Below are 24432 nucleotides of genomic sequence, written 5' to 3' on the forward strand. Positions count from 1 at the left end.
CATGTTCCGGCTCACCGAATACATGCACCAGCTGATCGCACCGACCCCGGTGCGCCAGCGCCGTCCCGGCCCGGTGAAACCGGTGGTGATCTGGAACCTGACCCGGCGCTGCAACCTGAAATGCCGCCACTGCTATACCGTCTCGGCGGATGTGGATTTTCCCGGCGAGCTGAGCCATGAACAGGCCATGGAAACACTGGAGGATCTGGGCCGGTTCAAGGTGCCCGCGATCATCCTGTCGGGAGGCGAGCCGCTGGACCGGTTCGATTTCTTCGACATCGCCATGCGCGCGCGCCAAATGGTGCCGATGCTGGCGCTCAGCACCAACGGCACCAGGATCCACGGTGAAACCGCCGACCGCATCGCCGATGTGGGCTTCAGCTATGTCGGTATCTCGCTCGACGGGATCGGCGCCACCAATGACTGGTTCCGGGGCGTCGAGGGCGCCTTCGCCGACGCCCTGCGCGGGGTCCGCGCCTGCAAGGCGCGCGGCATCAAGGTTGGCCTGCGCTTCTGCCTGACCGAAGGCACCCAGCACCATCTGCCCAACCTGCTTCAGCTCTGCGACGACGAGGGCGTGGACAAGTTCTATCTCAGCCACCTGGTCTATGCCGGGCGCGGCGACAAGAACCGGGGCGAGGATGCGGCGCATCTGCGCACACGCCACGCAATGGACCTGCTGCTGGACCGCGCCTGGGTGGCCGCGGCCGAGGACATGCCTCTGGATATCGTAACCGGCAACAACGACGCCGACGCGGGTTATTTCCTGGACTGGGTGCGGCGCAATTTCGATGCCGCGAAAGTGGCGCATATCCGCGCCCATCTGGCCGCCTGGGGTGGCAATTCCAGCGGGCTGGGCGTGGCCAATATCGACAACCTGGGCCGGGTGCATCCCGATACCTATTGGTCCGACTACACGGTGGGCAATGTGAAGACGGCGCCGTTTTCCCAGCTCTGGACCGGGGATGACCCGATGCTGGCGCTGCTGCGCACCCGGCCCCGCCCGCTCAAGGGCCGCTGCGGCGCCTGCACGCTCAAGGATGTCTGCGGCGGCAATACCCGCATCCGCGCCCTGCAATTGACCGGCGATCCCTGGGCCGAGGACCCGGCCTGTTACCTGTCCGATGCCGAGATCGGCGTGACGGGTTCGGACCGCCTGACCGTCACCCCGTTCCGAGGAAAGAAACATGACCCGGCGCATCAGTTCTTTTGACTCCTGTCATCTTGGGGCCGCATCCGCTGCGCCTGCCGCTAGCGGAGGAGCCTCCGGCGGGAGTATTTGGAGCAAAGTGAAATACGGGGTCTGTGCCCTGATGCTGGCCGGACCGGTGGTGGCGGGGCCGGCCGAGGACTATGCCGAATACTGTGCCAGCTGCCACGGCGCGGCGCGGCTGGGCGGGCTGGGACCGGCGCTGATCCCCGAGACGCTGGGCCGGATGCGCGGGCCGAAAGTGGCAGCCGTGATCCGCGAGGGCCGCACCGCAACCCAGATGCCGGGGTTCTCAGACACGCTGGACGAAGCGGCCATCGCCGCGCTGGCGGAGTATGTGAAAGAACCACTGGCCGAGATCCCCGCCTGGGGCGAGGGCGAGATCATGGCGAGCCGGGTGCTGGACGGCGACTATGTGGCCGCCGCCGCGCCGGTCTGGGACGCCGATCCGATGAACATCACCCTGGTGGTGGAAACCGGCGATCATCATGTCAGCGTGCTGGATGGCGATACGTTCGACGTTCTCGACCGCTTCGAAACACCGTTCGCCGTGCATGGCGGACCCAAGTTCAGCCCCGACGGGCGCTATGTCTTCATCATGTCGCGCGACGGCTGGGTGCAGAAATACGACCTCTGGTCGCTGCAACAGGTGGGCCGGGTGCGCGCCGGTCTCAACAGCCGCAACATCGCCATGAGCCATGACGGCAAATGGCTGGCGGTGGCCAATTACCTGCCGATGTCGCTGACCCTGCTGAGCACCGAGGACCTGTCGGTGGCGAAGGTCATGAAGGTGACCGCCAAGGATGGCACGCCCAGCCGGGTCTCGGCCGTCTATCAGGCGCCGCAACGGCAGAGCTTCATCCTGGCGCTCAAGGACGCGCCAGAGATCTGGGAGGTGGCCACCGACCCCGATGCCCACCCGGTTTACGAGGGCTTCATTCATTCGCGAGAGAAGGGCATGGTCGAGGCGATCGCCTCGTCCGAGGGTCTGTTCGCCCGGCGCCGGATCGAAATATCCGAGCCGCTCGACGATTTCTTCTTTTCCGACGATTACCGCAACCTGATCGGCGCCGCGCGCGACGGGGTGCGCGGGGTGGTGGTGAACCTGAACGTCGGGCGCGAGATCGCCGAACTGCCGCTGGAGGGCATGCCGCATCTGGGCTCGGGCATCAGCTGGGCACGCGACGGGCGCCGGGTGATGGCGACGCCACATCTGAAAGAGGGCAAGCTGAGCGTCATCGACACCGAAAGCTGGACCCGCATCGCGACGATCGAGACAGAGGGGCCGGGGTTTTTCCTGCGCAGCCACGAGAACACCCCCTATTTCTGGGCCGATGTGTTCTTTGGCCCCAACAAGGACGCGATGCATGTGATCGACAAGCAGAGCCTGGAAATCGTGCGCACCCTGCGCCCGGCGCCGGGCAAGACGGTGGCGCATGTGGAGTTCACCCGTGACGGCAAACATGCGCTGGTCTCTGTCTGGGAAGAGGATGGCGCGGTCATCGTCTATGACGCCGCAACGCTGGAAGAGCTGCGCCGCCTGCCGATGAAGAAACCCTCGGGGAAATACAATGTCTGGAACAAGATCACCTTCTCGGAAGGCACCAGCCACTGAGCCGGGCGCCGGAGGGCGCTGGCCGGTCTGGAAGCTGGCGTTGCTGCTGTGGCCGGCAGTGACGGCCACCGTGGCGATCAACCTGTTCATGGCGGCGCTGATGCTGCGCGTGCTGGGGGGCACGCCCTTGGGGCCGGTGGCGGCGCTCCTCTGGTCGCTGCCGCTGGGCATTCCGGCCAGCTGGCTGGCCGGGCGCTGGTTGCGGCGCCTGCTGGACGAGGCAGAGAGCTAAGCGCCCTCAGGGCGCACCCTGCCCCCGAGCGCAATCTGGAGCGCGGCTGGTCAGCCGCCCTGTTTCACGGCCTCGGCAGTCAGGATATCCAAAAAGGTTCTGCCGACCGAATTCAGCTTCATGCCGCGGCGTGTCGCGGTCTGGACGCTTACCGGGCGGTCGAACGAGCCGCCGGCAACGATCTTCATGCGGCCCTTGGCGACCCATTCTTCGGCAAAATAGGACGGCAGATACCCGACATACTTGTCGGTCAGGATCAGCAAGGCGATGGCCTCCATCTGGTGCGCGGTCGCATTCGAGGGCAGGTTGCGCGTCTTTGGGGCCACGACGTCTTCGTTCAGATAGGCCCGCTTGGCGAATTGGGCCTGGCGCAGGACCCGTTCTTCGTCTTCCAGGTTGGTCATGTGGAACAACGGGTGGCCAGAGCCGCAATAGAGGCAGACCCGCTCTTCGCAGACCTTGGTGTATAGAATGCCGGGCTTTGGCGAGTGAAAGACGCCGATCCCGATCGGTACCCTTCCATCCAGCACGGCAAATTCGATGTCATCCGGGGCAAGCGAATGCAATTCAATCGTCACATCCGGCGCCAGATCGGTGAACCTCGACAACGCCTGCACGATGGGCGCGGAAGTGTTCGAGGCCCAGTTCTCGATGATGCCAAGGGCGAGATGTCCGAACAGCCGGCCGCGCGAGCCATCCACCGTTTCCTGAAATTCGCCAAGGGCGCCAAACAGCTTTTGCGCCGCCTGATAGACCGTCTCGCCCTTCTCGGTGACGCGAAAGCCCGAACGCCCGCGATCGCACAACCGCATACCCAACCGGGTTTCAAGCTCGGAAATCTGACGTGAGATCGTCGAGGTGGCGACGTTCAGGGCGACCTGAGCGTTCGAAAAACCCTGAGAGTCGACCACGATGCAGAACACCCGCAGCAGGTGGATGTCGGCCTTTGAAATCTGTTTCGCAACCATGCGCCATCATCCTTGCATAATGATGCAAGTTCAATCCTGAACATTGTAATTTAATACACCTGTAACGCGTCCATAGTCATCCCATGAAAGCCGCCCGGGTCACACCGCCACGCACCCGGCCCGGCCAAGGATCGCTTCGTATCAAAGCGACATACACCTCGGAGGAAGCTATGGAAAACCTGACCAGATGGATGACCACGACCGTAATGCTCTCGCTGGGAACCAGCGCGTTTGCCGCCGATGTCGTGATCGGCGTGCCCAACTGGCCGTCGGTCCGCGCGACGGCACATGTCCTGAAGATCGTGCTTGAGGACAATCTTGGCCTGGAGGTCGAGCTGCAGAACGGCAGCAACCCGATCATTTTCGAGGCCATGGATGCGGGCGCCATGCAGGTGCACCCCGAGGTCTGGCTGCCGAACCAGTCGAACCTTCACAACACCTTCGTCAAAGAAAAGGGCACGGTTGCGATGAACCCCAACGGGATCGCGGCCGATCAAGCGATGTGCGTGACCAGGGGCACGGCCGAGCGTACCGGCATCAAGGCCCTGTCCGAATTGAGCGATCCGGACATGGCGGCCAAGTTCGATTCAGATGGCGATGGGCTGGGCGAAATCTGGATCGGCGCGGCAGGGTGGGCCTCGACCAATGTCGAGAAAATCCGCGCCAAATCCTATGGCTACGATCAGACCATGACGCTCAAGGAAATGGACGAGACTCTGGCATTGGCCGAGGTCGATGCCGCGACCGATCAGGACACAAACATCGCCTTCTTCTGCTACACGCCGCACCACATGTTCCAGCTGTACGATCTGGTCCTGCTGGAAGAGCCGCCGCATGATCCGGCGCAATGGAAGGTGGCGCAGCCCACAGACGATCCCAACTGGCTGGAAAACTCCTCTGCCGCAGTCGCCTGGGACAAGGCTTATCTGCACATCCATTATCAGGCCGAAATGGACCCCGCCGCCGCCGCCGTGCTGGCGAAAGTGGATCTGACATCCGACCAGGTTTCGGCCATGGTTTACGCCCTGATCGTCGACGGGATGGACGCCGAAGCCTTTGCCCGAAACTGGGTCGAAGAGAACGCAGATCAGGTCGACAGCTGGCTGAACTAGAAATCTCCCGCTCTGTGCGTGTCTGAACGTCGCGGGGCCAAGGCAAGTGTTGGGCTGACAAATCCCACACTTGCCCTTTTTTCGAACAGGACGAACACACAGGACGAACACCATGGGCACAGACGAGGTCATCCGTTTGGAGCGAGTGTGGAAAGTCTTTGGCGAGCAGGCCGAGGACGCCATCGCCGCTATCCAGGCCCGAGGGCTGAGCAAGGCCGAGGTGCTTGGCGAGTTCGGCTGCGTCGTAGGCATCGCGAATTGTTCCTTCTCGGTGAAAAAGGGAGAGATCTTTTGCGTGATGGGTCTGTCGGGGTCGGGCAAGTCCACGATGGTCCGCCACATCAACCGGTTGATCGAGCCGTCCGCCGGATCCATCACGGTGCTGGGCCAGGATGTTCTGGCGCTGTCGCCCGACCAGCTGCGCAAGATGCGCGCCACCAATCTGGGGATGGTGTTCCAGCATATGGCGCTGTTGCCGCATCGCACGGTGCGCGACAATGTCGCCTTTCCTCTGCAGGTGCGCGGCGAGCCGAAATCGCGCCGTTGGGAGGTCTCGCAGCGCTGCCTTGAGATGGTCGATCTTCAGGGATACGAGGACCGGTTCCCGCGCGAGCTTTCGGGCGGCATGCAGCAACGGGTCGGGCTGGCCCGCGCGCTGGCCTCGGACCCCGATGTGTTGCTGATGGACGAGCCGTTCTCGGCGCTCGACCCGCTCATTCGGCGGCAGCTGCAGGACCAGTTCATGGCGCTGTCGGCGGAACTGGGCAAGACAACCGTTTTCATCACCCATGATCTGGACGAGGCGATCCGTATCGGCACTCGCATTGCCATCATGAAGGACGGCCGGATCGTCCAGATCGGCACGCCCGAGGAGATCGTGACCAGACCGGCAGACGATTACGTGCGGGATTTCGTGGACGGGATTTCCAAGCTGAAGCTCGTCTTCGCCCATTCGATCATGGTGCCGATATCGCAGTATCGGGCGAAGCACTGGGAAAATCTGGATGCAAGCATCCGGGTTTCGCATGCCACCGACCTTGACCACCTGATCGATGTCTCGACCGCCACGGAACAGCCGATCGTGATCACGGCGGATGACGGCACGGATGTTGGGGTGATCGACAAGCCGACACTGTTGAAGGGTATTCAGGGGGGCAAGGCATGAGCGATATGGGAATGCAGGGCGGCCCTGTCGCCCCCAGCACGGCGGTCGGCGATTTTGCGGGTCAGAACGGCGCCTATTACTCGGCGGCCTTCAAGCGCATTCAGGACACCACGGGATTTGCCTGGTCATGGAATACGATGGCGGCCCTGTTTGGCCCGATCTGGGGTGCGGCCCGTGGTGTCTGGGGCTTTTTCTGGATGTTCCTGGTGCTGGAGCTGTTTGCGCTGGTCCAACTCGGGCGGGGTCTGTGGGGAGAGCTTGGATCGCAACAGCTGGCCAAACTGGACCGGGCGCTTGCGAATATCGCCAAGCGCGAGGCGCAGGCGGCAGAGTTGCAGGCCGCTGGCGACGCGGCAGGTGCCGAGGCCAAGCTGAAGATTGCGGAGAACCTCAAGAAGGTCGCCGCCCGTGCACAGGAACAGGCCGATCTGGCCGCTGCCGAGGCGACGTCGATCCTGTTGATCGGACTGGCGCTTTTGCTGCTGGTGAAGCTGCTGGAAGGGTTTTACGCCAATATCGCCTATGAGGCGCATTATCTGAAATGGCGCGCGAAACCGCAAAGCCAGCAGGCCGGGATCAGGACCTCGAGCATCGTCTTTGGGGTGGTCATGGTACTGGCGATCGTTCCGTTGACCCTGCTGCGCTTTACGGTGACCAATCCCGATCAGGTTCTGGCCCGGCTGACGGGCGGGCTGTTCGGGGACACCATCCCGGTGACGCATTTTCCCGTCGAAAAAGAGTATTTCTCGGCGCTTTCGAAACGGGGAGACGCGGGCTTCGATTGGGCCGCTGACAATTTCTCGGATGCGTTCGACGGCATCACGGCGGGCATTCGCTGGTTTCTGGACGGGTTGGAGATCCTGTTGCTGCAAACGCCCTGGCCGGTGGTCATGCTGGTGATCGTCGTCGCGGCCAGCCGGCTGGCGGGCCTGCGCGTCGCGATCTTCACGGCCGCCTCGCTGGCCTATCTGGCCTTCATGGGGTTGTGGGAATTGTCGATGATCACGGTGGCGCTGATCGGTACGGGCGCGATCCTGTGCATCCTCATCGGCGTGCCCTTTGGCATCTGGTTCGGCAAGTCCCGACGCGCCTATGCGATTGCCGAGCCGGTGCTGGATTTCATGCAGACCATGCCGGCCTTTGTCTATCTGATCCCGATCATCGCCTTTTTCGGAACCGGCAAGCCGCCGGGCGTTCTGGCGACACTGATCTTTGCCATGCCGCCCGTGGTTCGCCTGACCGCCTTGGGGATGCGCGGCGTGCCCGAAACCACCAAGGAGGCCGCGATCGCCTTTGGCTGTTCGCCCTGGCAATTGCTGTTCAACGTCGAATTGCCGCTGGCGCTGCCCTCGATCATGACGGGCATCAACCAGACCATCCTGATGTCTCTTTCGATGGTGGTTATCGCCTCGCTGATCGGGGCCGACGGGCTGGGGGCGCTGATCCTGGAATCCCTGCAATACGCGGCCAAGGGCCAGGGCCTGCTGGGCGGGCTTGCCATCCTGCTTTGTGCCATGGTGATCGACCGGATTGCGCAGGGCATCTACCGCAAGCGGGTCGGCGGCGCCTGACGGCCGACCGCTATCCCAATGACCGATACCGCAGCTTTCGTGAAAGGCGACACCATGTCTGACCCACATCTGAATTCCATGATGGAGAACCTGTACTGGTGGGGCATTCCAACCCTTTTCCGTTGCCCCAACCTGCCGCCCGCCGGTCAGGATATCGCCCTGGTCGGGGTGCCCCATTCCACGGGCAACGGCACCACCGAGCGTGACCAGCATCTGGGTCCCCGCGCCTTGCGTAACGTCTCCTCGATGCAGCGGCGCATGCATGGCGGTTTCGGGCTCGACCCGTGGTCGGCGGCCAAGATCGCCGATCTTGGCGATGTGCCCTTTCCCAGGGCCAATGACAACGAAGACTGCATCGAACAGATCACCCGGTTCTTCCGCGAGATCGACGCGGCAGGCGCGCGGCCGATCTCGGTCGGGGGCGACCATTCGATCACCGGCGGCATCATTCAGGCGCTGGGATGTGGTGCCATCACCAGGGGGCAACCCGTCTGTCTTCTGCACCTCGATGCGCACACGGATGTGTTCACCAAGGTGGACCACTTTCTGGGCGCCCGGAAATCCGCCGCCCATTGGGGTGCCTATCTGGCGGATCAGGGCAAGGTGGACCCCGGCCATTCGATGCAGATCGGGCTGCGGGGCCATGCCCGGACGCTGGACTGGCTGCAACCCTCTTATGACTACGGCTACAATGTGGTGACCATGAAAGAGTTCCGCCAGCGCGGGCTTGCCGATGTGGTGGCGCAAATCGGCGAGGTGCTGGCCGGGCGGCCTGTCTATATCACCTTCGATCTGGATTGCCTGGACCCGACCATCGCACCGGGGGTGTCCAACATCGAGGCCGGCGAACGCGGTTTCGACATCGATGAGGCCATCGGCCTGCTGAACGCGGTGCGTGGGCTCAACATCATTGGCGGCGATATCGTCTGTATGATGCCGACCAAGGACAGTCCGAATCAGATCACCGCCCTGACCGCCGGGGCTGTCATGTTCGAGATGATCTCGATGGTGGCCGAAAACATTGCCAATCAAGCCAGGGGAGCAGGCACATGAGCCAGAAGGATACGGAGTTCTTTCAGCCGGTCTCGGGGATGGATCTGCCGCGCTTTGCCGGGGTGCCGACATTCATGCGCCTGCCGCATGTGACGCCCGACCATGCGGCTTACGATCAGGTCCAGATTGGCCTTGTCGGTGTGCCCTGGGATGCGGGCACCACGAACCGCCCCGGCCCGCGCCATGGCCCGCGCCAGCTGCGCGACCTCTCCACCATGATCAGGGCGGGCAACCCGGCGACCGGGGTCAATCCCTTTGCACTGGTCAATTGCGCCGATCTGGGCGACGTGGCCCCCAACCCGATCGACATCATGGACTGCATGGACCGGATTTCCCGGTTTTATGCCGGCCTGAAATCCAGCGGCATCCTTCCCGTCACCGCTGGCGGCGATCACCTTACGACCTTGCCGGTGCTGCGCGGGCTGGCCAGTGACGCGCCGGTCGGTCTGATCCAGTTCGACAGTCACACCGATCTGTTCGACAGCTACTTCGGCGGCAACAAATACACTCATGGCACCCCGTTCCGGCGTGCCATCGAAGAGGGCCTGGTCGACCCCAGGCGCATGGTGCAGATCGGCATTCGCGGCACCGCCTACAATACCGAGGACGTGGAATGGGGCGAGGCGCAGGGCGTCCGGATCATCAGGATCGAGGAATTCTTTGACCGGGGCGTGGCCGATGTCATGGCCGAGGCGCGCGACATCGTCGGGGACAAGCCAACCTATTGCACCTTTGACATCGATTTCGTCGATCCGGCCTATGCCCCCGGAACCGGAACGCCCGAGGTCGGCGGGCCGAACAGTTTTCAGGCCTTGCAGGTGGTGCGCGAATTGTCAGGGCTGACGCTGATCGGTGCGGATCTCGTTGAGGTCTCGCCGCCGTTTGACGCGCAGGGAAACACCGCCTGGCTGGGTGCGTCGATCCTGTTCGAGATGCTCTGCGTCTGTGCCAAGGCCATCTCTGCGCGCGCGCGGGATGCCTGATCTCGTCACGGCAAAATGTGCCCCCGTCCTGCTTGAGTCCTGAGCGCGCTGTCTCGTGCTTTCACAACCTGGACCTTGAAGGATGGGGGCATGACCGGGCGCGACAGAACTGCACCCGGACAGAGGCCAGATGCGTCTGCACCCTCAACGATACGCGGCTGTAGGAGACAAAACGCTTGCCTTCTCGTTGGATTCTGGCCAATCGAATTCCATGCGGTTGCGATCCTTTGTATTCCCGACGATTGCGACGGCTGTCGTCGCGATCAGCGTTTTCAAGGTTTCCTATGGGTATTTCCAATCCGAGGAACGCACGAAAGCGCGCGGTCGGCTTTCGCTTTATCAGACCTCGGTTTCGGGCGAGCTGGAGCGGTTCTCGCATCTGACCTATGTGCTGGCGCGTGATCCCGTGGTGATCGAGACGGCAAATGGCGGGGCGCGCAGGGATCTCAATATTCGGTTGGAGGCATTCGCCAAGCAGGCGGGGCTGGACGCCATTTATCTGATCAAGCCCGATGGCTTTACCATCGCCGCGTCCAATCATCGTGAACCGGGCAGCTTTGTCGGGCAGAACTATGCCTTTCGGCCGTATTTTCAGGACGCGCTGGCCGGGCAACAGGGGCGGTTCTACGCCATAGGCGCAACCACGGGTCTGCCGGGCTATTTTATCGCCGACGCGGTCCATGGCGATCCCGAAACACCTGCGGGCGTGATCGCGATCAAGATCAGTCTGACCAAGCTGGAAGAAAGCTGGCTGGGCTCTGGTGAACAGGTTTTTCTGGCCAATCAGGACGGCGTTGTCCTGCTCGCGTCCGATCCCGCATGGCGGTACAAGACCCTGTCGCCGCTTTCGGACATGCGCCGGCAAGAGATCAAGGCCGCGCGACAGTTCTCGGGCCAGGAACTCGACCCGCTGGACTGGGCGGTCCTGCCGGACCGGCGGGCCCGGATTGCCGGGTCCGAGCGTCTGCACCTGGTGGGCAGCGATTTGCCCCATGGCTGGGAGCTGCATTTCTTTGCCAGCGATGATCAGGCCCTTACCCGTTCCTGGCTGGTGACGGCGCTTGTCGTCATTCTTGCGGCGATCGGATTTATCGCCTTTCAGATTCAGCGCGCCCGCCGCGTCGATGCCGAATTGCGGCGCTCGGCGCGCGAGGAGGCCGAACTGCGCCTGGCCAACGAACAGTTGGCGAAGGAAATACAGGAACGCATGACCGCCGAACGCCGCCTCAAGCGAACCCAGAGTGAGTTGGAACGCGCCAGCAGGCTGGCCGCGCTTGGCCGGCTGGCGGCCTCGGTCACCCATGAGTTGGGCCAACCCATCGCGGCCATGCGCAATCATCTTGTCGCGACCGAGATGGCTGGCGGCGCGCAGACCAGATTGGCGGCAAACATCGCCGGTCTTGTCGAGCGGATGGAGGGCATCACCCGCCAGCTCAAGTTCTTTGCAAGCTCGACAACCGAGGAGTTCACCGCAATCGACCTGCGCGACGCCATTCGGGTATCGCTCGACCTGGTCGCGCCCAATCTGGAACAGTCCGGAACCGGTGTTCGCCTCGATCTTCCGGACACCCCTGTGCATATCCGCGGCATTCGGCTCCGCATCGAGCAGGTCATGACCAATCTTCTGCGCAACGCGATTGATGCGACCGAAGACAGCACCGACCCGATGATCCGGATCCGCGCCGGTACAGACAGCGATGACGCCTGGGTAGAGATCAAGGACAACGGGCATGGTCTGGGCACTGCCACCTTGGCCGATTTGCAGGAGCCGTTTGTGACCACCCGCGAAAGCGGGCGCGGCATGGGGCTGGGTCTTGCGATTTCGGCGAGTATCGTGAAAGACCATGATGGCAAGATGTCGGCCTGCGACAGCGACACCGGCGGGGCTGTCTTTCGGGTCACCTTCCCCCTCACTGCGTCAGAGGATGGATAGAAAGCGTGGAAGAAAGACGCCCCTACAGCATTCTGGTCATCGACGATGACAAATCCATGCGGTTGTCGCTGGTCGACCTGCTTGAGGCGGCTGGCTGGCAGGTCGAGGCGATTGCACGCGCCACATTGGTGGCCGCCAAGTTGGACGACAACCCGCCGGATGTGATCCTGTCCGACATACGCATGCCCGGCATGACGGGGCTGGAACTGTTGTCGAGCCTGGACCACGCCAGCGCGCCGCCGCTGGTGCTGATCTCGGCCCATGGGGACATTCCCATGGCGGTTCAGGCGATGCGGGACGGGGCCTATAGTTTCGTCGAGAAACCTTACGAGCCGCGCCGTTTGCTGAGCATTCTGACCCATGCGGCGGAACAGAACCGGATGCAGCAGGACAATTCCCGGCTGAAGGAACGTCTGATCCGCCTATCCGGCCTCGACCGCATCCTGCTGGGGCAAACCGCAGAGATCGTCTCGCTGCGGCAGGATATTCTGGACCTCGCCGGCACCCGCGCGACGGTGCTGATCACCGGCGAAACCGGCACCGGCAAAGAGTTGGTGGCCCATGCGCTGCATGATCTAGGCGGCGATGGTCAGGCGCCATTTCTGGCGCTCAACTGCGCGGCGCTGTCGCAGGACACGTTCGAAACCGAAATGTTCGGGATCGCGGGACAAAGTGAAGGACGGTTGGCCAAGGCCTCGGGCGGAACCTTGTTTCTGGACGAAATCTGCTCCTGCCCCGCTGCGGTGCAGGCCAAGCTGTTGCGCGTTCTCGAGGACAAGCAAATTCTGCCGGTCGGTGCATCGAGCGCAATCAAAGCCGAGTTCCGGGTCATTTCCGCCACCAGCGAGGATGTCCAGGACGCCGTGAGCGCGGGACGGTTGCGCCAAGATCTGCTGTTTCGCATCAACACCGTTGTTCTTGGTCTTCCGTCCCTGCGGCATCGGCGCGACGACCTGATGCTGCTGGCCCGGCATTTCCTGGAACATTACGCCCATGTCTACGAATTGGCGGTGCCGAAGATGTCGCAAGACGATATGGCGGCGCTTCTGGCCCATGACTGGCCCGGCAATGTGCGCGAATTGCGCAACGTGTGCGAACGCCGGGTGCTGGCCGCGCGGCGCGGAGGTGGGTCCATGGCAAGGGCCATCGCCGCCGATCAGCAGCTTGACGACGTTCCCGGCACCCTGCGCGAGGCGGTTGCCGTCTTCGAGCGCGAGTTGATCAGCAAGGCGATCCAGGCGCATGAAGGCCGCATGGATGCCGCCGCCGAAGCCTTGGGGATCGGTCGGCGGACACTGAACGAAAAGATCGTCAAGCTCGGGCTCGACAAGGGCGCGTTGCTCTGACCGCCCTGCCCTGCGGAAATCCGCAGGCCGGTTGGTTTCGCCCACGCGATTTCCTTCATAGGCAGCTTTGAAAGGGCTCACGATACTGAGAGTGCAATCAAATTCGCAAACTCTGGGAGGAGCCTTATGCAAAACACTTTGAAGGGGGTGGCCATTGCCGCGCTGACGGTATCGTTTGTGGGGGAGGCTGGAGCCACTGAATGGAATGTGTCGGTTTGGGGTAAGCGTCGTGCGTTTACGGAGCATGTCGAGAAGCTTGCGGAGCTGGTGAGCGAGAAGACGGGGGGCGCGTTCACCATCAATGTGAGCTATGGCGGCCTGTCCAAGCCGAAGGAGAACCTGGACGGGATCTCGATCGGGGCGTTTGAGATGGCGCAGTTCTGTGCGGGCTATCATGCGGACAAGAACCGGGCGATCACGGTGCTGGAGCTTCCGTTTCTGGGGGTGAACACGCTGGCCGAGGAAGTGGCGGTCTCGAACGCGGTCTATGCCCATCCGGCGGCGCAGCAGGAGATGGCGCAGTGGAACGCCAGGCTGCTGATGACCTCGCCGATGCCGCAGTACAACCTGGTGGGCACCGGCGCGCCGCGCGACGAGCTGGCCGAGTTCGAGGGCATGCGGGTGCGCGCCACCGGCGGTCTGGGCGCGGCCTTCTCGGCGGTGGGCGGGGTGCCGACCTCGGTGCCGGCGACCGAGGCCTATAACGCGATGGAATCGGGTGTTGTGGACACGGTGGCCTTTGCCCAGCACGCGCATCTGAGCTTTGGCACCATCAACAAGGCCGACTGGTGGACCGCCAACCTGAACCCGGGCACGGTGAACTGCCCGGTGGTGGTCAATATCGACGCCTATGAGGCGCTGAGCGATGACGAGCGCGCGGCGCTGGACAGTTCGGTGGACGAGGCGATTGCCCATTACCTGACCAATTACGGCGCCCTGCTGAAGAAGTGGGACGATGTGCTGGCCGAGAAGGGCGTTGAGAAGGTGATGATCTCGGACGCGGTGCTAGAAGAGTTCCGCGCCAAGGTGGCCGGCCCGATCAGCGCCAAATGGGTCGAGGACATGACTGCGCAGGGCCTGCCGGGGCAGGAGCTGCTGGACCTGGTGCATGCGACGCTGAAGGCGGCGCGCGGCAGCTGAGGCCGCGACAGGGGCCGGGCGCTGTCGTCCGGCCCGTTTCATCTTTGCGATCCGGAATCTAGGGAGGCTTTGCCATGGCAGGGCATGCATCAGTATTGCAGGACGGCAGCGCGCTGAGCCGGCTGGACCGGGCGCTGTTGCGGCTGGAACGGGGTCTGGCGCTGATCAGCGGGCTGGCGGTGTTTTCGCTGATGCTGCTGGCGGTGGTCTCGGTGGGCGGCCGCAACGCGATGAACGCGCCGCTGCCGGGCTATGTGGACTGGATCGAGCAGGCGATGCCGCTGATCGCCTTCATGGGGATCGCCTTTGTGCAGCGCGAGGGCGGCCATATCCGGATGGACCTGGTCATCGGGCAGCTCAAGGGGCGGGCGCTGTGGCTGTTCGAGCTGATCTCGGTGCTGCTGATCCTGGGCTTGATGATGCTCCTGGTCTGGGGCAGCTGGGCGCATTTCCTGCGGGCCTTTGATATGGGGGCGCCGCTGTGGAGCCGCGACAGCTCGATCGATATCGGCATCCCGCTCTGGCCGTCCAAGCTGTTGGCGCCGGTGGCGTTTTCGGTGCTGTGCCTGCGTCTGGGCCTGCAGGTCTGGGGCTATGGGCGGGCCTTTGTGCTGGGGCTCGAGGCGCCGGTGGCGGTGCCGCTGATCCAGGACGTGGCCGCCCAGGCGGCGGCCGAGGCGGAACAATTGGCGGGGCATGACAATGGATAGTATCGATATCGGCCTCTGGGTCACCGGCGGCCTTCTGGTTCTGGTCCTGACCGGCATGCGGGTGGCCTTTGCCGCCGCGCTGGCGGGGTTGGTGGGGCTGGTCTGGATCTTCTGGGCCAAGTTCGGCTATGACCCCGACCGCTTTGGCAAGGCGCTGACGGTGGCGGTCAAGACCGCCGGGCAGGTGCCTCATTCCAAGGTGTCGAGCCAGGCGCTGAGCCTGATCCCGACCTTCATCCTGATCGGATACCTGGCCTATTACGCCGGGCTGACGCGGGCGCTGTTCGAGGCGGCCAAGCGCTGGATGGCCTGGGTGCCGGGCGGGCTGGCGGTGTCGACGGTGTTTGCCACCGCGGGCTTTGCCGCGGTGTCCGGGGCATCGGTGGCGACCTCGGCGGTGTTTGCCCGCATCGCCATCCCCGAGATGCTGGCGATCGGCTATAACAAGCGCTTTGCGGCCGGCGTGGTGGCGGCGGCGGGCACGCTGGCCTCGCTGATCCCGCCCTCGGCGATCCTGGTGATCTATGCGATCATCGTGGAACAGGATGTGGGCAAGCTGTTGCTGGCGGGCTTTGTGCCCGGCGCCTTCAGCGCGGTGATCTATGTGGCGCTGATCGTGGGCATCGCGGTGGTGTTCAAATCGGTGGGCCCGCCGGTGACCGGCTTCACCTGGCGGCAGCGGTTCGCATCGCTGCCGGGCGCGCTGCCCATCGTGTTCGTGGTCGTGATCATCATCTCCTTTGTCTACAACCCCTTTGGCGGCGATGCCTGGGGTACGCCCACCGAGGGCGGCGCGCTGGGGGCCTTCGTGGTGTTCTGCATGGCGGTGTTCAGGGGCATGAAATGGGCCGAGTTCAAGAGCGCGCTGCTGGAGACGGCCAAGCTGACGGTGATGATCTTCACCATCATCTGGGGGGTGCTGATCTATGTGCGCTTCCTGGGCTTTGCCGACCTGCCCGGCGCCTTCTCGGACTGGATCACCAGCCTGCAGATGTCGCCGATGCTGATCCTGGTCTGCATCCTGTTGGCCTATGCGGTGCTGGGCATGTTCATGGATGCGATCGGCATGCTGCTGTTGACCCTGCCGGTGGTCTATCCGGCGGTGATGGCGCTGAACGGCGGCGAGGCGGTCAGCGCCGCCGACAGCGCATTCGGCATGTCGGGCCCGATGTGCGCGATCTGGTTCGGCATCCTGGTGGTGAAAATGGCCGAGTTCTGCCTGATCACCCCGCCGATCGGGCTCAACTGCTTCGTCGTGGCCGGCGTGCGCCCGGATCTCAGCGTACAGGACGTGTTCCGCGGCGTGATGCCCTTCTTCGTCGCCGACGCCGTAACCATCGCCCTCCTCGTCGCCTTCCCGCAAATCGTCCTATGGCTGCCGGGGCAAGTCTGACCCTCGGCGGGTTCACACACGGTGCAACAGATGCAATCGGCTGGCTTGCGCGAGGGGTGGGAAGGAAACCACCCCTCGCGCAGGCCAGCTCTGCACCAAGCGCTTCCGGCCCGGGTCGGTCAGGCGCAAACTGATCTTGCGATGGACGTTTTGGGTGATCCGTTGACGCTTTGCACATAGGCGGGCGCGTCGCGACGCCTCGCCAATCGCGGCTCGAGTCGCTACTTCAGACCGTTCACATTCAGATAGACCGCGTAGAGAGAGCTGGTCGCCGCGATGAATAGGCGGTTCAGTTTGGCGCCGCCAAAGCAAAGGTTACCTACGATCTCGGGTATGTGGATCTTGCCGATCAGCCTGCCTTCGGGGTTCAGGCAGTGCACGCCATCGGCAGCAGAGCTCCAGATACGGCCGTCGCGGTCGAGCCGGAAGCCATCGAAAAATCCATTGCTGCATTCGGCAAACACCTCGCCACCCGAGACCCCTTTGCCGTCAGGCATAAGCGTGAGTTTGCGGATGTGGGCCGGCCCGCCTTCCTGGTGGGTGCCCCCGGTATCGGAGACAAAGAGCGATTTTTCGTCAGCGGAAAAGGCCAACCCGTTCGGCTTGACGAAATCTGTGGCCACGGCGGTGACCCGCAAGGTTTCCGGATCCCAGCGGTAGACATGGCAGGCCCCGATCTCGCTCTCGGCGCGGTCGCCTTCGTAGTCCATCATGATCCCGTAGGCGGGATCGGTGAACCAGATGGAGCCATCGGATTTCACTACGACATCATTTGGCGAGTTTAGCCGCTTGCCTGCCACTGCCTCGGCAATGACGGTGATCTCGCCGTCATGTTCCGTGCGCGTGACCCGTCGGGCAAGATGTTCGCAGGAAACCAGCCTGCCCTGGCCATCCACGGTATTGCCGTTGCTGTTGTTTGACGGGCGCCGGAACTCGGACACCGATCCATCGGTTTCATCCCAGCGCATGATCCGATTGTTCGGGATATCCGACCAGATCAGATAGCGGCCAGCCGGGAACCATGCAGGCCCTTCTGACCATCGCGCGCCGGTCCAGAGCCGCTCGACCCGGGCATGACCGATGAAACAGGCGTTGAACTCAAGTTCGATGGTCTCAAAACCGGTGCCTTCCAAGACTCCAAACATGGAAAACTGTCCTCCTCTGGCATTACAGGGTTCGCTTGTTCAAGCGTTGGTTGGGGGCATCTTACCAACTTTGTGACCGGTCACAATAGAGCTCGGACCCATATCTTTCGGGCATTCGGGATATTTTTTTTCAGAGGTTCTTCAGACTCGGGCGAAACTCTAGCACGGGCGGTAATGTGATATGTTGGGCCGTCTGGGGAGATCTCTGTTTCGGGTCCAGGAGACGAAGGATCAGCGAGCCGGTTTCACGACCGATCGCAATGGGATCGACCCGCACGGTGCTGATCTCGGGCGAGGCAAAACGGGAGACCTCGAAATTGCCGAAACCGACCACAGAGACCTGTTCGGGTACGGCGACCCCGATGCTTTTCAGCCGACTCAACAGGCCAAATGCAGGCATGTCAGAGACACAGAATATGCAATCCGTATCGGGGTATTCCTGCAGGATAAGCTCTGCCGCGGCGACACCATCTTCGATCGACAAGGGCGGTGCGCCAAGACGGATCTCTTGGTCGGGGTTCAGACCGGCCTCGCGCATAGCGCGCTTGAAACCGGCCCGCCTGGCGGCTCCTCGGGTCCAGTCATCATCCTTTTCGCCCAGGAAAACGATCTTGCGAAAGCCCCGTGCCAACAGCGCGTTCGTCATGTCATAGGCGGCACGTTCGTTGGAGAAGCCGACGGTGTGGCCGATCGGATGGGCCGGTTTCTCCCAGATCTCAACAATGGGGATCGAGGCGCGTTGCAGCAACCGGATGGTCTGTTCGGTGTGACCGTCATAAGATAGAACCATCGCCTCGGGACGGCGCCGTAGCATGGTTTCGACAAGCTGCTCCTCTCGCTCGGGTGAATAGGCGGTATAGCCCAGGAGCAATTGCAGTCCGCCCTGTTCAAGTACATCGGTCAGGGATTGCGCTGTCTGCGCAAAGTGCAGGTTGTTCAGCGAGGGCAACAAGAGGCCGACAAACCCTGACCTTTTTGTTGTCAATGAGCCCGCGACTTGATCCGGGACATAGTTCATGTCCTTGACAACCTTCAGGATGCGCTCCCGCGTCTCGGAAGAAATCGGGCTGTCCTTCTTCAAAGCACGGCTGACCGTCATTCTGGATACACCCGCCGCCTTGGCGACATCGCGCATCGTGACGGGTCTGTGACCGGGTTTCCTGCTGTCCATCGCTCGCTGTTCTTCTCTGTTTCGCTCAGAGACTAAAGCAGCCCAAACCCGGTCACAATCTTGCTTGTTACTCTCTGAGTTCCGAAGGCAGCAGCGCGCTCGGGATGTTCTGGTAGCTAACCGGACGCAGCCAACGCGCAATTGCCAATGTACCGACCGAGGTCGCACGTACATCTGTGCTGGCCGGATATGGGCCACCATGCATCATGGACGAACAGACTTCGACACCCGTTGCAAAACCATTTGCCAGAATGCGCCCGGCCTTCTCTTCGACAATTGGCATGAGCACCGCGGCCAGATCAGCATCCGCGTCATCCAGGTGAAGCGTTACGGTCAACTGGCCTTCCAGGATTTCGGCCAGTTCCACCATTTCCGCAACATCGTCGCACAGGACTATGATCCCGGCAGAGCCAAAGATCTCCTGTTGCAGGATCGGGTTCGCCATCCATGCCCTTGCTGTCACCTTGAACAGCGCAGGCAAGCCGGACCGGGCCGCCTTTGCTGTTCCACAGCCAGCCACTTCTTCTATCAGGCCGGACACTCCCTTGACGCCACTCTCAAAGGCTTTGTGGATGCCGTCAGTCAGCATCTTTTGTTCCGGCGTCTTGCGCAGCGCATCGACACAGGCAGCCTCAAGAGCGTCAGCCGGATCGCCCTTGACCATGACCGCGATGCCGGGGTTGGTACAGAACTGTCCCGCCCCCATGGTCAGGGACGCGGCCCAGCCTGCACCGATTTCTGCGGCGCGGGCGTCCATGGCTGCCGGCAGGCAGAACATCGGGTTCACCGAACCCAATTCACCATAGAAGGGGATCGGATGGGGACGTGCGTGGCACTGATCATAGAGCTCCCGACCGCCGGCGAGTGAGCCGGTAAACCCGACGGCCGTGATCTCGGGATGCTGAACCAGCGCCGAGCCAACTTCGCGGCCGGAGCCTTGCAGCATCTGAAAGGTTGCCTTGGGCATGTTGCAGGCAAGAATTGCCGTCTCGATCGCCTGCGCAACCAGATCGGCGGTTCCTGCATGGGCGCTATGGCCCTTGACAATGACCGGGCAGCCCGCCGCCAGGGCCGAGGCCGTGTCACCGCCCGCCGTCGAGAAGGCCAGGGGAAAGTTCGAGGCCCCGAAGACCACGACCGGCCCGATGGCCTTGTGCGTCAGGCGCAAATCCGGGCGTGGCAGTGGTGCGCGATCCGGCAAGGCGCCATCCTTGCGAATATCAAGATAGTCGGTCCCTTCGATCAGGTCGGCAAACATCCGCAACTGGCCTGTTGTCCGGCCGCGTTCACCGATGAGGCGCATCTCGGGCAGGCCCGTTTCCGCCATACCGGTGCGGGTGATCTCGTCCCCAAGCTTGTCTATCTCTTCCGCAATCGCGCGGAGAAAGGCCGCCCGCTCGCCCCGGGCAGTTTTGCTATAGGCGCGAAAATCGCGGCGCGCGGCCTGGCAGGCCGCGTTCACCTGGGCCTTGGTCGCCAGGGCAAAGCTCTGCCCCGCCAGATCGGCGGAATGCGCCACGTTGTCCGATCCGACCCAAACGCCGTCAATCAGGTTCTTTCCATTTATCATTCTATTTTCCCCAGTTCAGGACCAGCGGGTCCAGAGGTCTCAAAAGGTCGATTAGCCGGGCCCGGATCGCCGGGTGCAGGGGGTCGATCGGGTGGCGACAGAAATCGGATCGAATGACCCCGCCCTCGACCATGGCCGCCTTGCAGCTCTGCCATCCGCATTGGCGGTTTTCATGATTGATGGCCATGGCGACCCGGCCATAGGCTGCCGTCGCTTCATCCAGGCGACCGGCATGATAGTGGGTGAGCACCGGCTTGATCTGATCAACGATCATGCCCGAGGTCATCGACCCCGTCGCGCCCGCATCCAGATCGGCCAGAAGCGTGATGGCTTCTTCACCGTCAAAAGGTGCCTCGATGGCGGCCCCGCCTTGCTCGATCAGGGCGCGCAGCTTGTTGGCCGCACGCGGGCATTCGATCTTGAAAAGCCGCACCATGTCGATTTCCTGCGCCATCCTGACCAGCAGGGGTACCGGCAGATCGACGCCCGACAGGGGGGCGTCCTGCACCATGATCGGAATGCCGACCTCGCCCACTGCCTTGAACTGGTCGAATGTCTGCTGAGCGGTGCCCTTCAACAGGGCGCCGTGATAGGGCGGCATCATCATCACGATGTCCGCGCCAAGACCTTTGGCGAACCTGGCCCGTTCCACGGCGATCTGCGTGGCAAAGTGGCTGATGGTAACGATCATCGGCACCCGGCCCGCAACATGTTCCAGGCAGAGGCGTGTCAGGGTTTCGCGTTCCGCATCCGAAATCAGGAACTGTTCCGAAAAGTTGGCGAGAATGCAGATCCCGTCGGCCCCCTGGTCGATCAGGCAGTCGAGAACGCGCTTCATGCCGTCGAGATCAAGCGAGCCGTCATCGTGGAACGGCGTCGGCGCAACGGGCCATATGCCAGTATATCTGGTCGACATGATTACTCCTGAATCTCAAAGTGTTTCAGATACTTGTCGGTGATCGAGATGCCCAGACCCGGGATGTTGTCATCCAGATCAAGGAAGCCGTCCACAGCAGCGGGATCGCCTTCGAAGATGTAGTAGAACAGCTCGTTTCCGACCTCGACGTCAAAGACCGGGAAGTATTCACTGATCATGCAATTCGCATTGGCCATGGTCAGGTGATAATTGTGCATCTGCCCGGCATGGGGGATGACAGGCACCTGGAAGGCCTCGGCGATGGCGTTGATCTTCTGCGCCGCAGTGATGCCGCCGACCCGGTTGGTATCGTATTGCAGGACCGAAACGGCCTTCTTCTCGATCAGGTCCTTGCACCCGATCACCGAGAACTCGTGCTCGCCCCCGGAGATCGGAACGATGTTCATGGCGTTCAGTTCACGATAGCCCTCGACATCGTCGGCGATGACCGGTTCCTCCAGCCAGCGCGGCTCATACTTGACCAGTTTCGGCAGCATCCGCTTGGTATAGTCAAGATTCCAGCCCTGATAGCATTCCAGCATCAGATCGACGTCATAGCCGATCACCTCGCGCACGGCCTCGACCCGCTTGAGGTTCTCGCGCATCCCGGCCATGCCATCCTTGGGACCCCAGCCAAAGCGCATCTTGTAGCCGGGATAGTTGTTCTTCCTGGCTTCTTCGGCCTCTGCCTGCATGGTGTCGATGGGGCCAGAGTAGAGCTTGGAATAATAAACCGGGATCTTCTCTTTGGTGCGCCCGCCGAGCAGCTTGAAGACAGGCTTGCCCGTCAGCTTGCCCATCAGGTCCCAGATCGCCAGATCGACGGCAGAAATGGCGGTCATCCCGATACCCTTGCGGCCCCAGGCGTGGGAGCGGCGGTACATCTTTTCCCAGAGATAGGCATAGTCGAACGGGTCTTCGCCGATCACCATGGGTGCAAACCAGTCGTCGATGGCCTTTTTCACAACCGTGGGGGCTAGGGCCGCGTTGCCGATGCCTATAGTGCCGTCATCGGTTTCGACCTCGCAGGTCAGCCACTGGTGGAAACGGAACGAGGACATGGCATCGCCCTTGTCCCAAAGCACGTCCGAGGCATTGGTGCAGAAGTTTCCGGTGGGCGGCACGGTCGGGCCGGTCCAGTTCCAGACGCGGGTGCGTACAGATTTGATCTTGCTCATTGAGTGTCTCCTGATGCCGCTTCGCGGTCGGCGCGGTGGGTTTTTGCCATGCGCACCAGCAGGTCAAAGGCCTGACGGGTTGCGCCAACATTTGCTTTGTTCTGTCCTGCGATATCGAAGGCGGTGCCATGGGCAGGGGTCGCGACGGGGATCGGCAAGCCGCCGGCCACGGTGACCCCGCGCTCAAATCCCATCAGTTTGATCGCGATCTGACCCTGGTCGTGATACATGGTCACGACCGCATCGACCTCACCCCGTTTTGCCTTGAGAAAGACCGTGTCAGACGGCCAGGGCCCGGTGACATCCAGTTGCTTTTCCTGTGCCTGTCTGACAGCGGGTTCGAGAATGTCTATCTCTTCCCGGCCAAATTTCCCGTTGTCTCCGGCATGAGGATTAAGCGCCGCCACAGCGATCCTTGGGCGGGCTTTGCCGGCTTTGCGCAGGGTGTCATTGGCAAGGTTCACCGCCCGCAGGATGCCTTCCTGGGAAATATTGGCGGCGACATCCTTCAGCCCGATGTGCGAGGTGACACGGGTGGTCATCAAATCGTCAAGGACGTTGATTTCGGAATGATAACCCGCAAAGCCAAGATAGCGGGCCATGTATTTGTGTTCATCTTCTGCGTTCAGTCCCGCAGCGGTCATCGCCGCCTTGTTGAAGGGGCCAAAAAGCACCCCATCCACCAGCCCCGCCTGCGCAAGGTCGAGTGCCTTTTCGAGGCAACGCAACGAGGTCGTGCCACCGGCAACCGTCACTTCGCCGATGCTGATCTCGCTCGGGTCAATGGTCTGCATGTTCAGATGAGCCAACCCGGTCTGAATTGGAATGGCGCGCGGATCGAGGCTGTTCAACGGCACCTCTTGCCCGGCCTGGGCCGCACCCTGCTCCCAAAGATGGCGATCCCCCACCAAGAGCACGTTGGCCGCCTCCAGAACACCTTCGTCATTCAGCAGCTTTGCGATCAACTCCGGTCCGATGCCCGACGGGTCGCCCGGTACGATAGCAATACGAGGTTTGCTCATGCGTTTACCTCCCAATGTTTGGAATATCCCTCCGGGAGGATAACCATCACATCTGGTTCCTTCCCGGTGTCAAAGGTTTGAACAACTTCGAAAGTATCGAGGTTGAACCGCTGCACCTGTTCGCAATCAATGGCGATATAGGCATAGGCAGCTTCGTCATCGATGCAGAGCGCCAGCGGGTTCGCCGGGGTCTTCTGTTCGTGAAGCATTTCGCCGGTGGCTTCGTCGAAGACGCTGAACGAGCCGCCGTGATGGTTCATGGTCACAAGGCGGTTGCGCTTGGCGTCATAGTAGACTCGGCAAGGGTCCTGCGGGGTTGGAAAGATGCGCTGAACCTGCAGTGTCTTGGTGTCTACCACCGCAACCGTGTTGGAAATCCGCTGTGAGGTATAAAGTACACCGGCCTCCTCGCGCAGGCAGCGCCCTTCCGGTTTCTCGCCGGTCTTGATCGAAACCGGGATCCGGGTGGGATCATAGGGATCAAGAACCGTCACATCCCCGGAATTGAGGTTCATCGAATAGGCGGTTCGCCCGTCACCCGTGAGCGCAAAGAGATGCGGCTTCTCGCCACCGACCGGTGTCACATGATCCCAGCCCTGATCGAAGGCACGCGGGTTTTCCTTGACCAAGAGATGCCCGGACCATTCCGACAGAACGTAAAGACGGCCCTGGGCATCCAGACTGATGCCATGGGGGCGTGCGTGCTCTCCCAGATCATAGCGGTGCACGATCTCTTGCTTGCGGATATCGATGACGATCACCGAGCGGCCATCGGTACCCTCAACGCCCGAGTTCTGGACACCGTAATGCCCCACATAGGCATAGTGGTTGTCCTGATCGACGACAAACTCATGCGGGAAATCCGGCAAGGCCAGACGCCCCTGCAAAGCGCCAGTCTCGGTGTCATACCAACTGACACAGTGGCTAGATTTCTCGATGAGCATCATGGTTTGAGACATGAAATCTCCTGATTTCCAGATATGTGACCGGTCACATCGT

Annotated in this window: 21 protein-coding genes; 13 read left to right on the top strand and 8 right to left on the bottom strand. The window is 62.2% G+C overall.

Features of this window, described 5'->3' with window-relative positions; genetic code table 11:
- The first annotated feature begins 1 nt into the window (after position 1).
- The 3 genes from nirJ to SPO_RS20980 all read left to right on the top strand — a co-directional run bounded on the left by nirJ (position 2) and on the right by SPO_RS20980 (position 3057).
- The gene (nirJ, locus tag SPO_RS20970) at positions 2-1213 is read left to right on the top strand and encodes a heme d1 biosynthesis radical SAM protein NirJ (protein ID WP_011242006.1); all 1212 of its coding nucleotides are present in this window, start codon (positions 2-4) and stop codon (positions 1211-1213) included.
- A gap of 100 nt (positions 1214-1313) precedes the next feature.
- A complete protein-coding gene (locus tag SPO_RS20975; RefSeq protein WP_011242007.1) occupies positions 1314-2825 on the top strand; it encodes a nitrite reductase in 1512 nt (503 codons plus the stop codon).
- Between the two features lie 40 nt (positions 2826-2865).
- The gene (locus tag SPO_RS20980; protein WP_011242008.1) at positions 2866-3057 is read left to right on the top strand and encodes a hypothetical protein; all 192 of its coding nucleotides are present in this window, start codon (positions 2866-2868) and stop codon (positions 3055-3057) included.
- A gap of 50 nt (positions 3058-3107) precedes the next feature.
- Here the strand turns inward: SPO_RS20980 and SPO_RS20985 are convergent, their stop codons facing one another.
- Positions 3108-4025 (bottom strand): LysR family transcriptional regulator, encoded by a 918-nt coding sequence (locus SPO_RS20985; protein ID WP_011242009.1) that lies wholly within the window; start codon positions 4023-4025, stop codon positions 3108-3110.
- Between the two features lie 191 nt (positions 4026-4216).
- On the opposite strand from SPO_RS20985, the gene SPO_RS20990 reads away from it, so the two are divergent.
- The 10 genes from SPO_RS20990 (at position 4217) to SPO_RS21035 (ending at position 16431) form a co-directional block, all read left to right on the top strand.
- On the top strand, positions 4217-5137 hold the full coding sequence (locus SPO_RS20990) for a glycine betaine ABC transporter substrate-binding protein (protein ID WP_230981816.1): 921 nt from the start codon (positions 4217-4219) through the stop codon (positions 5135-5137).
- 112 nt (positions 5138-5249) lie between these two features.
- Positions 5250-6302, top strand: a complete 1053-nt coding sequence (locus SPO_RS20995; protein ID WP_011242011.1) for a quaternary amine ABC transporter ATP-binding protein — start codon at positions 5250-5252, stop codon at positions 6300-6302.
- The gene (locus SPO_RS21000) at positions 6299-7873 is read left to right on the top strand and encodes an ABC transporter permease (protein ID WP_011242012.1); all 1575 of its coding nucleotides are present in this window, start codon (positions 6299-6301) and stop codon (positions 7871-7873) included. Before SPO_RS20995 ends, SPO_RS21000 begins: the two co-directional genes overlap by 4 nt.
- Before the next feature lie 54 nt (positions 7874-7927).
- Positions 7928-8926 carry an arginase family protein gene (locus SPO_RS21005; RefSeq protein ID WP_011242013.1) on the top strand — a complete coding sequence of 333 codons (999 nt, stop codon included), beginning with the start codon at positions 7928-7930 and terminating at the stop codon, positions 8924-8926.
- Positions 8923-9909, top strand: a complete 987-nt coding sequence (gene speB / locus SPO_RS21010; RefSeq protein WP_011242014.1) for an agmatinase — start codon at positions 8923-8925, stop codon at positions 9907-9909. Before SPO_RS21005 ends, speB begins: the two co-directional genes overlap by 4 nt.
- 211 nt (positions 9910-10120) lie before the next feature.
- Positions 10121-11842, top strand: coding sequence for a sensor histidine kinase (locus SPO_RS21015; protein ID WP_011242015.1), 1722 nt, complete (start codon positions 10121-10123; stop codon positions 11840-11842).
- A gap of 5 nt (positions 11843-11847) precedes the next feature.
- Positions 11848-13188, top strand: a complete 1341-nt coding sequence (locus tag SPO_RS21020; protein ID WP_011242016.1) for a sigma-54-dependent transcriptional regulator — start codon at positions 11848-11850, stop codon at positions 13186-13188.
- Positions 13189-13314: 126 nt separating this feature from the next.
- On the top strand, positions 13315-14328 hold the full coding sequence (locus tag SPO_RS21025) for a C4-dicarboxylate TRAP transporter substrate-binding protein (protein WP_011242017.1): 1014 nt from the start codon (positions 13315-13317) through the stop codon (positions 14326-14328).
- A gap of 74 nt (positions 14329-14402) precedes the next feature.
- Entirely contained in the window at positions 14403-15038 is a 636-nt protein-coding gene (locus SPO_RS21030) for a TRAP transporter small permease subunit (protein ID WP_011242018.1), read from the top strand.
- On the top strand, positions 15031-16431 hold the full coding sequence (locus SPO_RS21035; RefSeq protein ID WP_011242019.1) for a TRAP transporter large permease: 1401 nt from the start codon (positions 15031-15033) through the stop codon (positions 16429-16431). Before SPO_RS21030 ends, SPO_RS21035 begins: the two co-directional genes overlap by 8 nt.
- Before the next feature lie 221 nt (positions 16432-16652).
- On the opposite strand, the gene SPO_RS21040 is transcribed toward SPO_RS21035, so the two are convergent.
- The 7 genes from SPO_RS21040 to SPO_RS21070 all read right to left on the bottom strand — a co-directional run bounded on the left by SPO_RS21040 (position 16653) and on the right by SPO_RS21070 (position 24392).
- Positions 16653-17576: an SMP-30/gluconolactonase/LRE family protein gene (locus tag SPO_RS21040; protein ID WP_011242020.1), complete on the bottom strand. Its 924-nt coding sequence runs from the start codon at positions 17574-17576 to the stop codon at positions 16653-16655.
- Positions 17577-17706: 130 nt separating this feature from the next.
- Positions 17707-18711: a LacI family DNA-binding transcriptional regulator gene (locus SPO_RS21045; protein ID WP_144084104.1), complete on the bottom strand. Its 1005-nt coding sequence runs from the start codon at positions 18709-18711 to the stop codon at positions 17707-17709.
- Positions 18712-18814: 103 nt separating this feature from the next.
- Complete coding sequence (locus SPO_RS21050) at positions 18815-20317, bottom strand: aldehyde dehydrogenase (NADP(+)) (RefSeq protein WP_011242022.1); 1503 nt, start codon at positions 20315-20317, stop codon at positions 18815-18817.
- A 1-nt stretch (position 20318) separates the two neighbouring features.
- The gene (locus tag SPO_RS21055; RefSeq protein ID WP_011242023.1) at positions 20319-21233 is read right to left on the bottom strand and encodes a dihydrodipicolinate synthase family protein; all 915 of its coding nucleotides are present in this window, start codon (positions 21231-21233) and stop codon (positions 20319-20321) included.
- A 2-nt stretch (positions 21234-21235) separates the two neighbouring features.
- Positions 21236-22411 (bottom strand): L-rhamnonate dehydratase, encoded by a 1176-nt coding sequence (locus tag SPO_RS21060; protein ID WP_011242024.1) that lies wholly within the window; start codon positions 22409-22411, stop codon positions 21236-21238.
- A complete protein-coding gene (locus tag SPO_RS21065) occupies positions 22408-23433 on the bottom strand; it encodes a 4-hydroxythreonine-4-phosphate dehydrogenase PdxA (protein ID WP_011242025.1) in 1026 nt (341 codons plus the stop codon). Before SPO_RS21065 ends, SPO_RS21060 begins: the two co-directional genes overlap by 4 nt.
- Complete coding sequence (locus tag SPO_RS21070) at positions 23430-24392, bottom strand: hypothetical protein (RefSeq protein WP_011242026.1); 963 nt, start codon at positions 24390-24392, stop codon at positions 23430-23432. Before SPO_RS21070 ends, SPO_RS21065 begins: the two co-directional genes overlap by 4 nt.
- Positions 24393-24432 lie beyond the last annotated feature (40 nt).

The sequence above is a fragment of the Ruegeria pomeroyi DSS-3 genome, from assembly GCF_000011965.2.
Taxonomy (GTDB): domain Bacteria; phylum Pseudomonadota; class Alphaproteobacteria; order Rhodobacterales; family Rhodobacteraceae; genus Ruegeria_B; species Ruegeria_B pomeroyi.

Coding starts and splice junctions, on each gene's coding strand:
- nirJ (WP_011242006.1), top strand. CDS start 2: ATGTTCCGGCTCACCGAATACATGCACCAGCTGATCGCACCGACCCCG.
- SPO_RS20975 (WP_011242007.1), top strand. CDS start 1,314: ATGCTGGCCGGACCGGTGGTGGCGGGGCCGGCCGAGGACTATGCCGAA.
- SPO_RS20985 (WP_011242009.1), bottom strand. CDS start 4,025: ATGGTTGCGAAACAGATTTCAAAGGCCGACATCCACCTGCTGCGGGTG.
- SPO_RS20990 (WP_230981816.1), top strand. CDS start 4,217: ATGACCACGACCGTAATGCTCTCGCTGGGAACCAGCGCGTTTGCCGCC.
- SPO_RS20995 (WP_011242011.1), top strand. CDS start 5,250: ATGGGCACAGACGAGGTCATCCGTTTGGAGCGAGTGTGGAAAGTCTTT.
- SPO_RS21000 (WP_011242012.1), top strand. CDS start 6,299: ATGAGCGATATGGGAATGCAGGGCGGCCCTGTCGCCCCCAGCACGGCG.
- SPO_RS21005 (WP_011242013.1), top strand. CDS start 7,928: ATGTCTGACCCACATCTGAATTCCATGATGGAGAACCTGTACTGGTGG.
- speB (WP_011242014.1), top strand. CDS start 8,923: ATGAGCCAGAAGGATACGGAGTTCTTTCAGCCGGTCTCGGGGATGGAT.
- SPO_RS21015 (WP_011242015.1), top strand. CDS start 10,121: ATGCGGTTGCGATCCTTTGTATTCCCGACGATTGCGACGGCTGTCGTC.
- SPO_RS21025 (WP_011242017.1), top strand. CDS start 13,315: ATGCAAAACACTTTGAAGGGGGTGGCCATTGCCGCGCTGACGGTATCG.
- SPO_RS21030 (WP_011242018.1), top strand. CDS start 14,403: ATGGCAGGGCATGCATCAGTATTGCAGGACGGCAGCGCGCTGAGCCGG.
- SPO_RS21035 (WP_011242019.1), top strand. CDS start 15,031: ATGGATAGTATCGATATCGGCCTCTGGGTCACCGGCGGCCTTCTGGTT.
- SPO_RS21040 (WP_011242020.1), bottom strand. CDS start 17,576: ATGTTTGGAGTCTTGGAAGGCACCGGTTTTGAGACCATCGAACTTGAG.
- SPO_RS21045 (WP_144084104.1), bottom strand. CDS start 18,711: ATGCGCGATGTCGCCAAGGCGGCGGGTGTATCCAGAATGACGGTCAGC.
- SPO_RS21050 (WP_011242022.1), bottom strand. CDS start 20,317: ATGATAAATGGAAAGAACCTGATTGACGGCGTTTGGGTCGGATCGGAC.
- SPO_RS21055 (WP_011242023.1), bottom strand. CDS start 21,233: ATGTCGACCAGATATACTGGCATATGGCCCGTTGCGCCGACGCCGTTC.
- SPO_RS21060 (WP_011242024.1), bottom strand. CDS start 22,411: ATGAGCAAGATCAAATCTGTACGCACCCGCGTCTGGAACTGGACCGGC.
- SPO_RS21065 (WP_011242025.1), bottom strand. CDS start 23,433: ATGAGCAAACCTCGTATTGCTATCGTACCGGGCGACCCGTCGGGCATC.
- SPO_RS21070 (WP_011242026.1), bottom strand. CDS start 24,392: ATGTCTCAAACCATGATGCTCATCGAGAAATCTAGCCACTGTGTCAGT.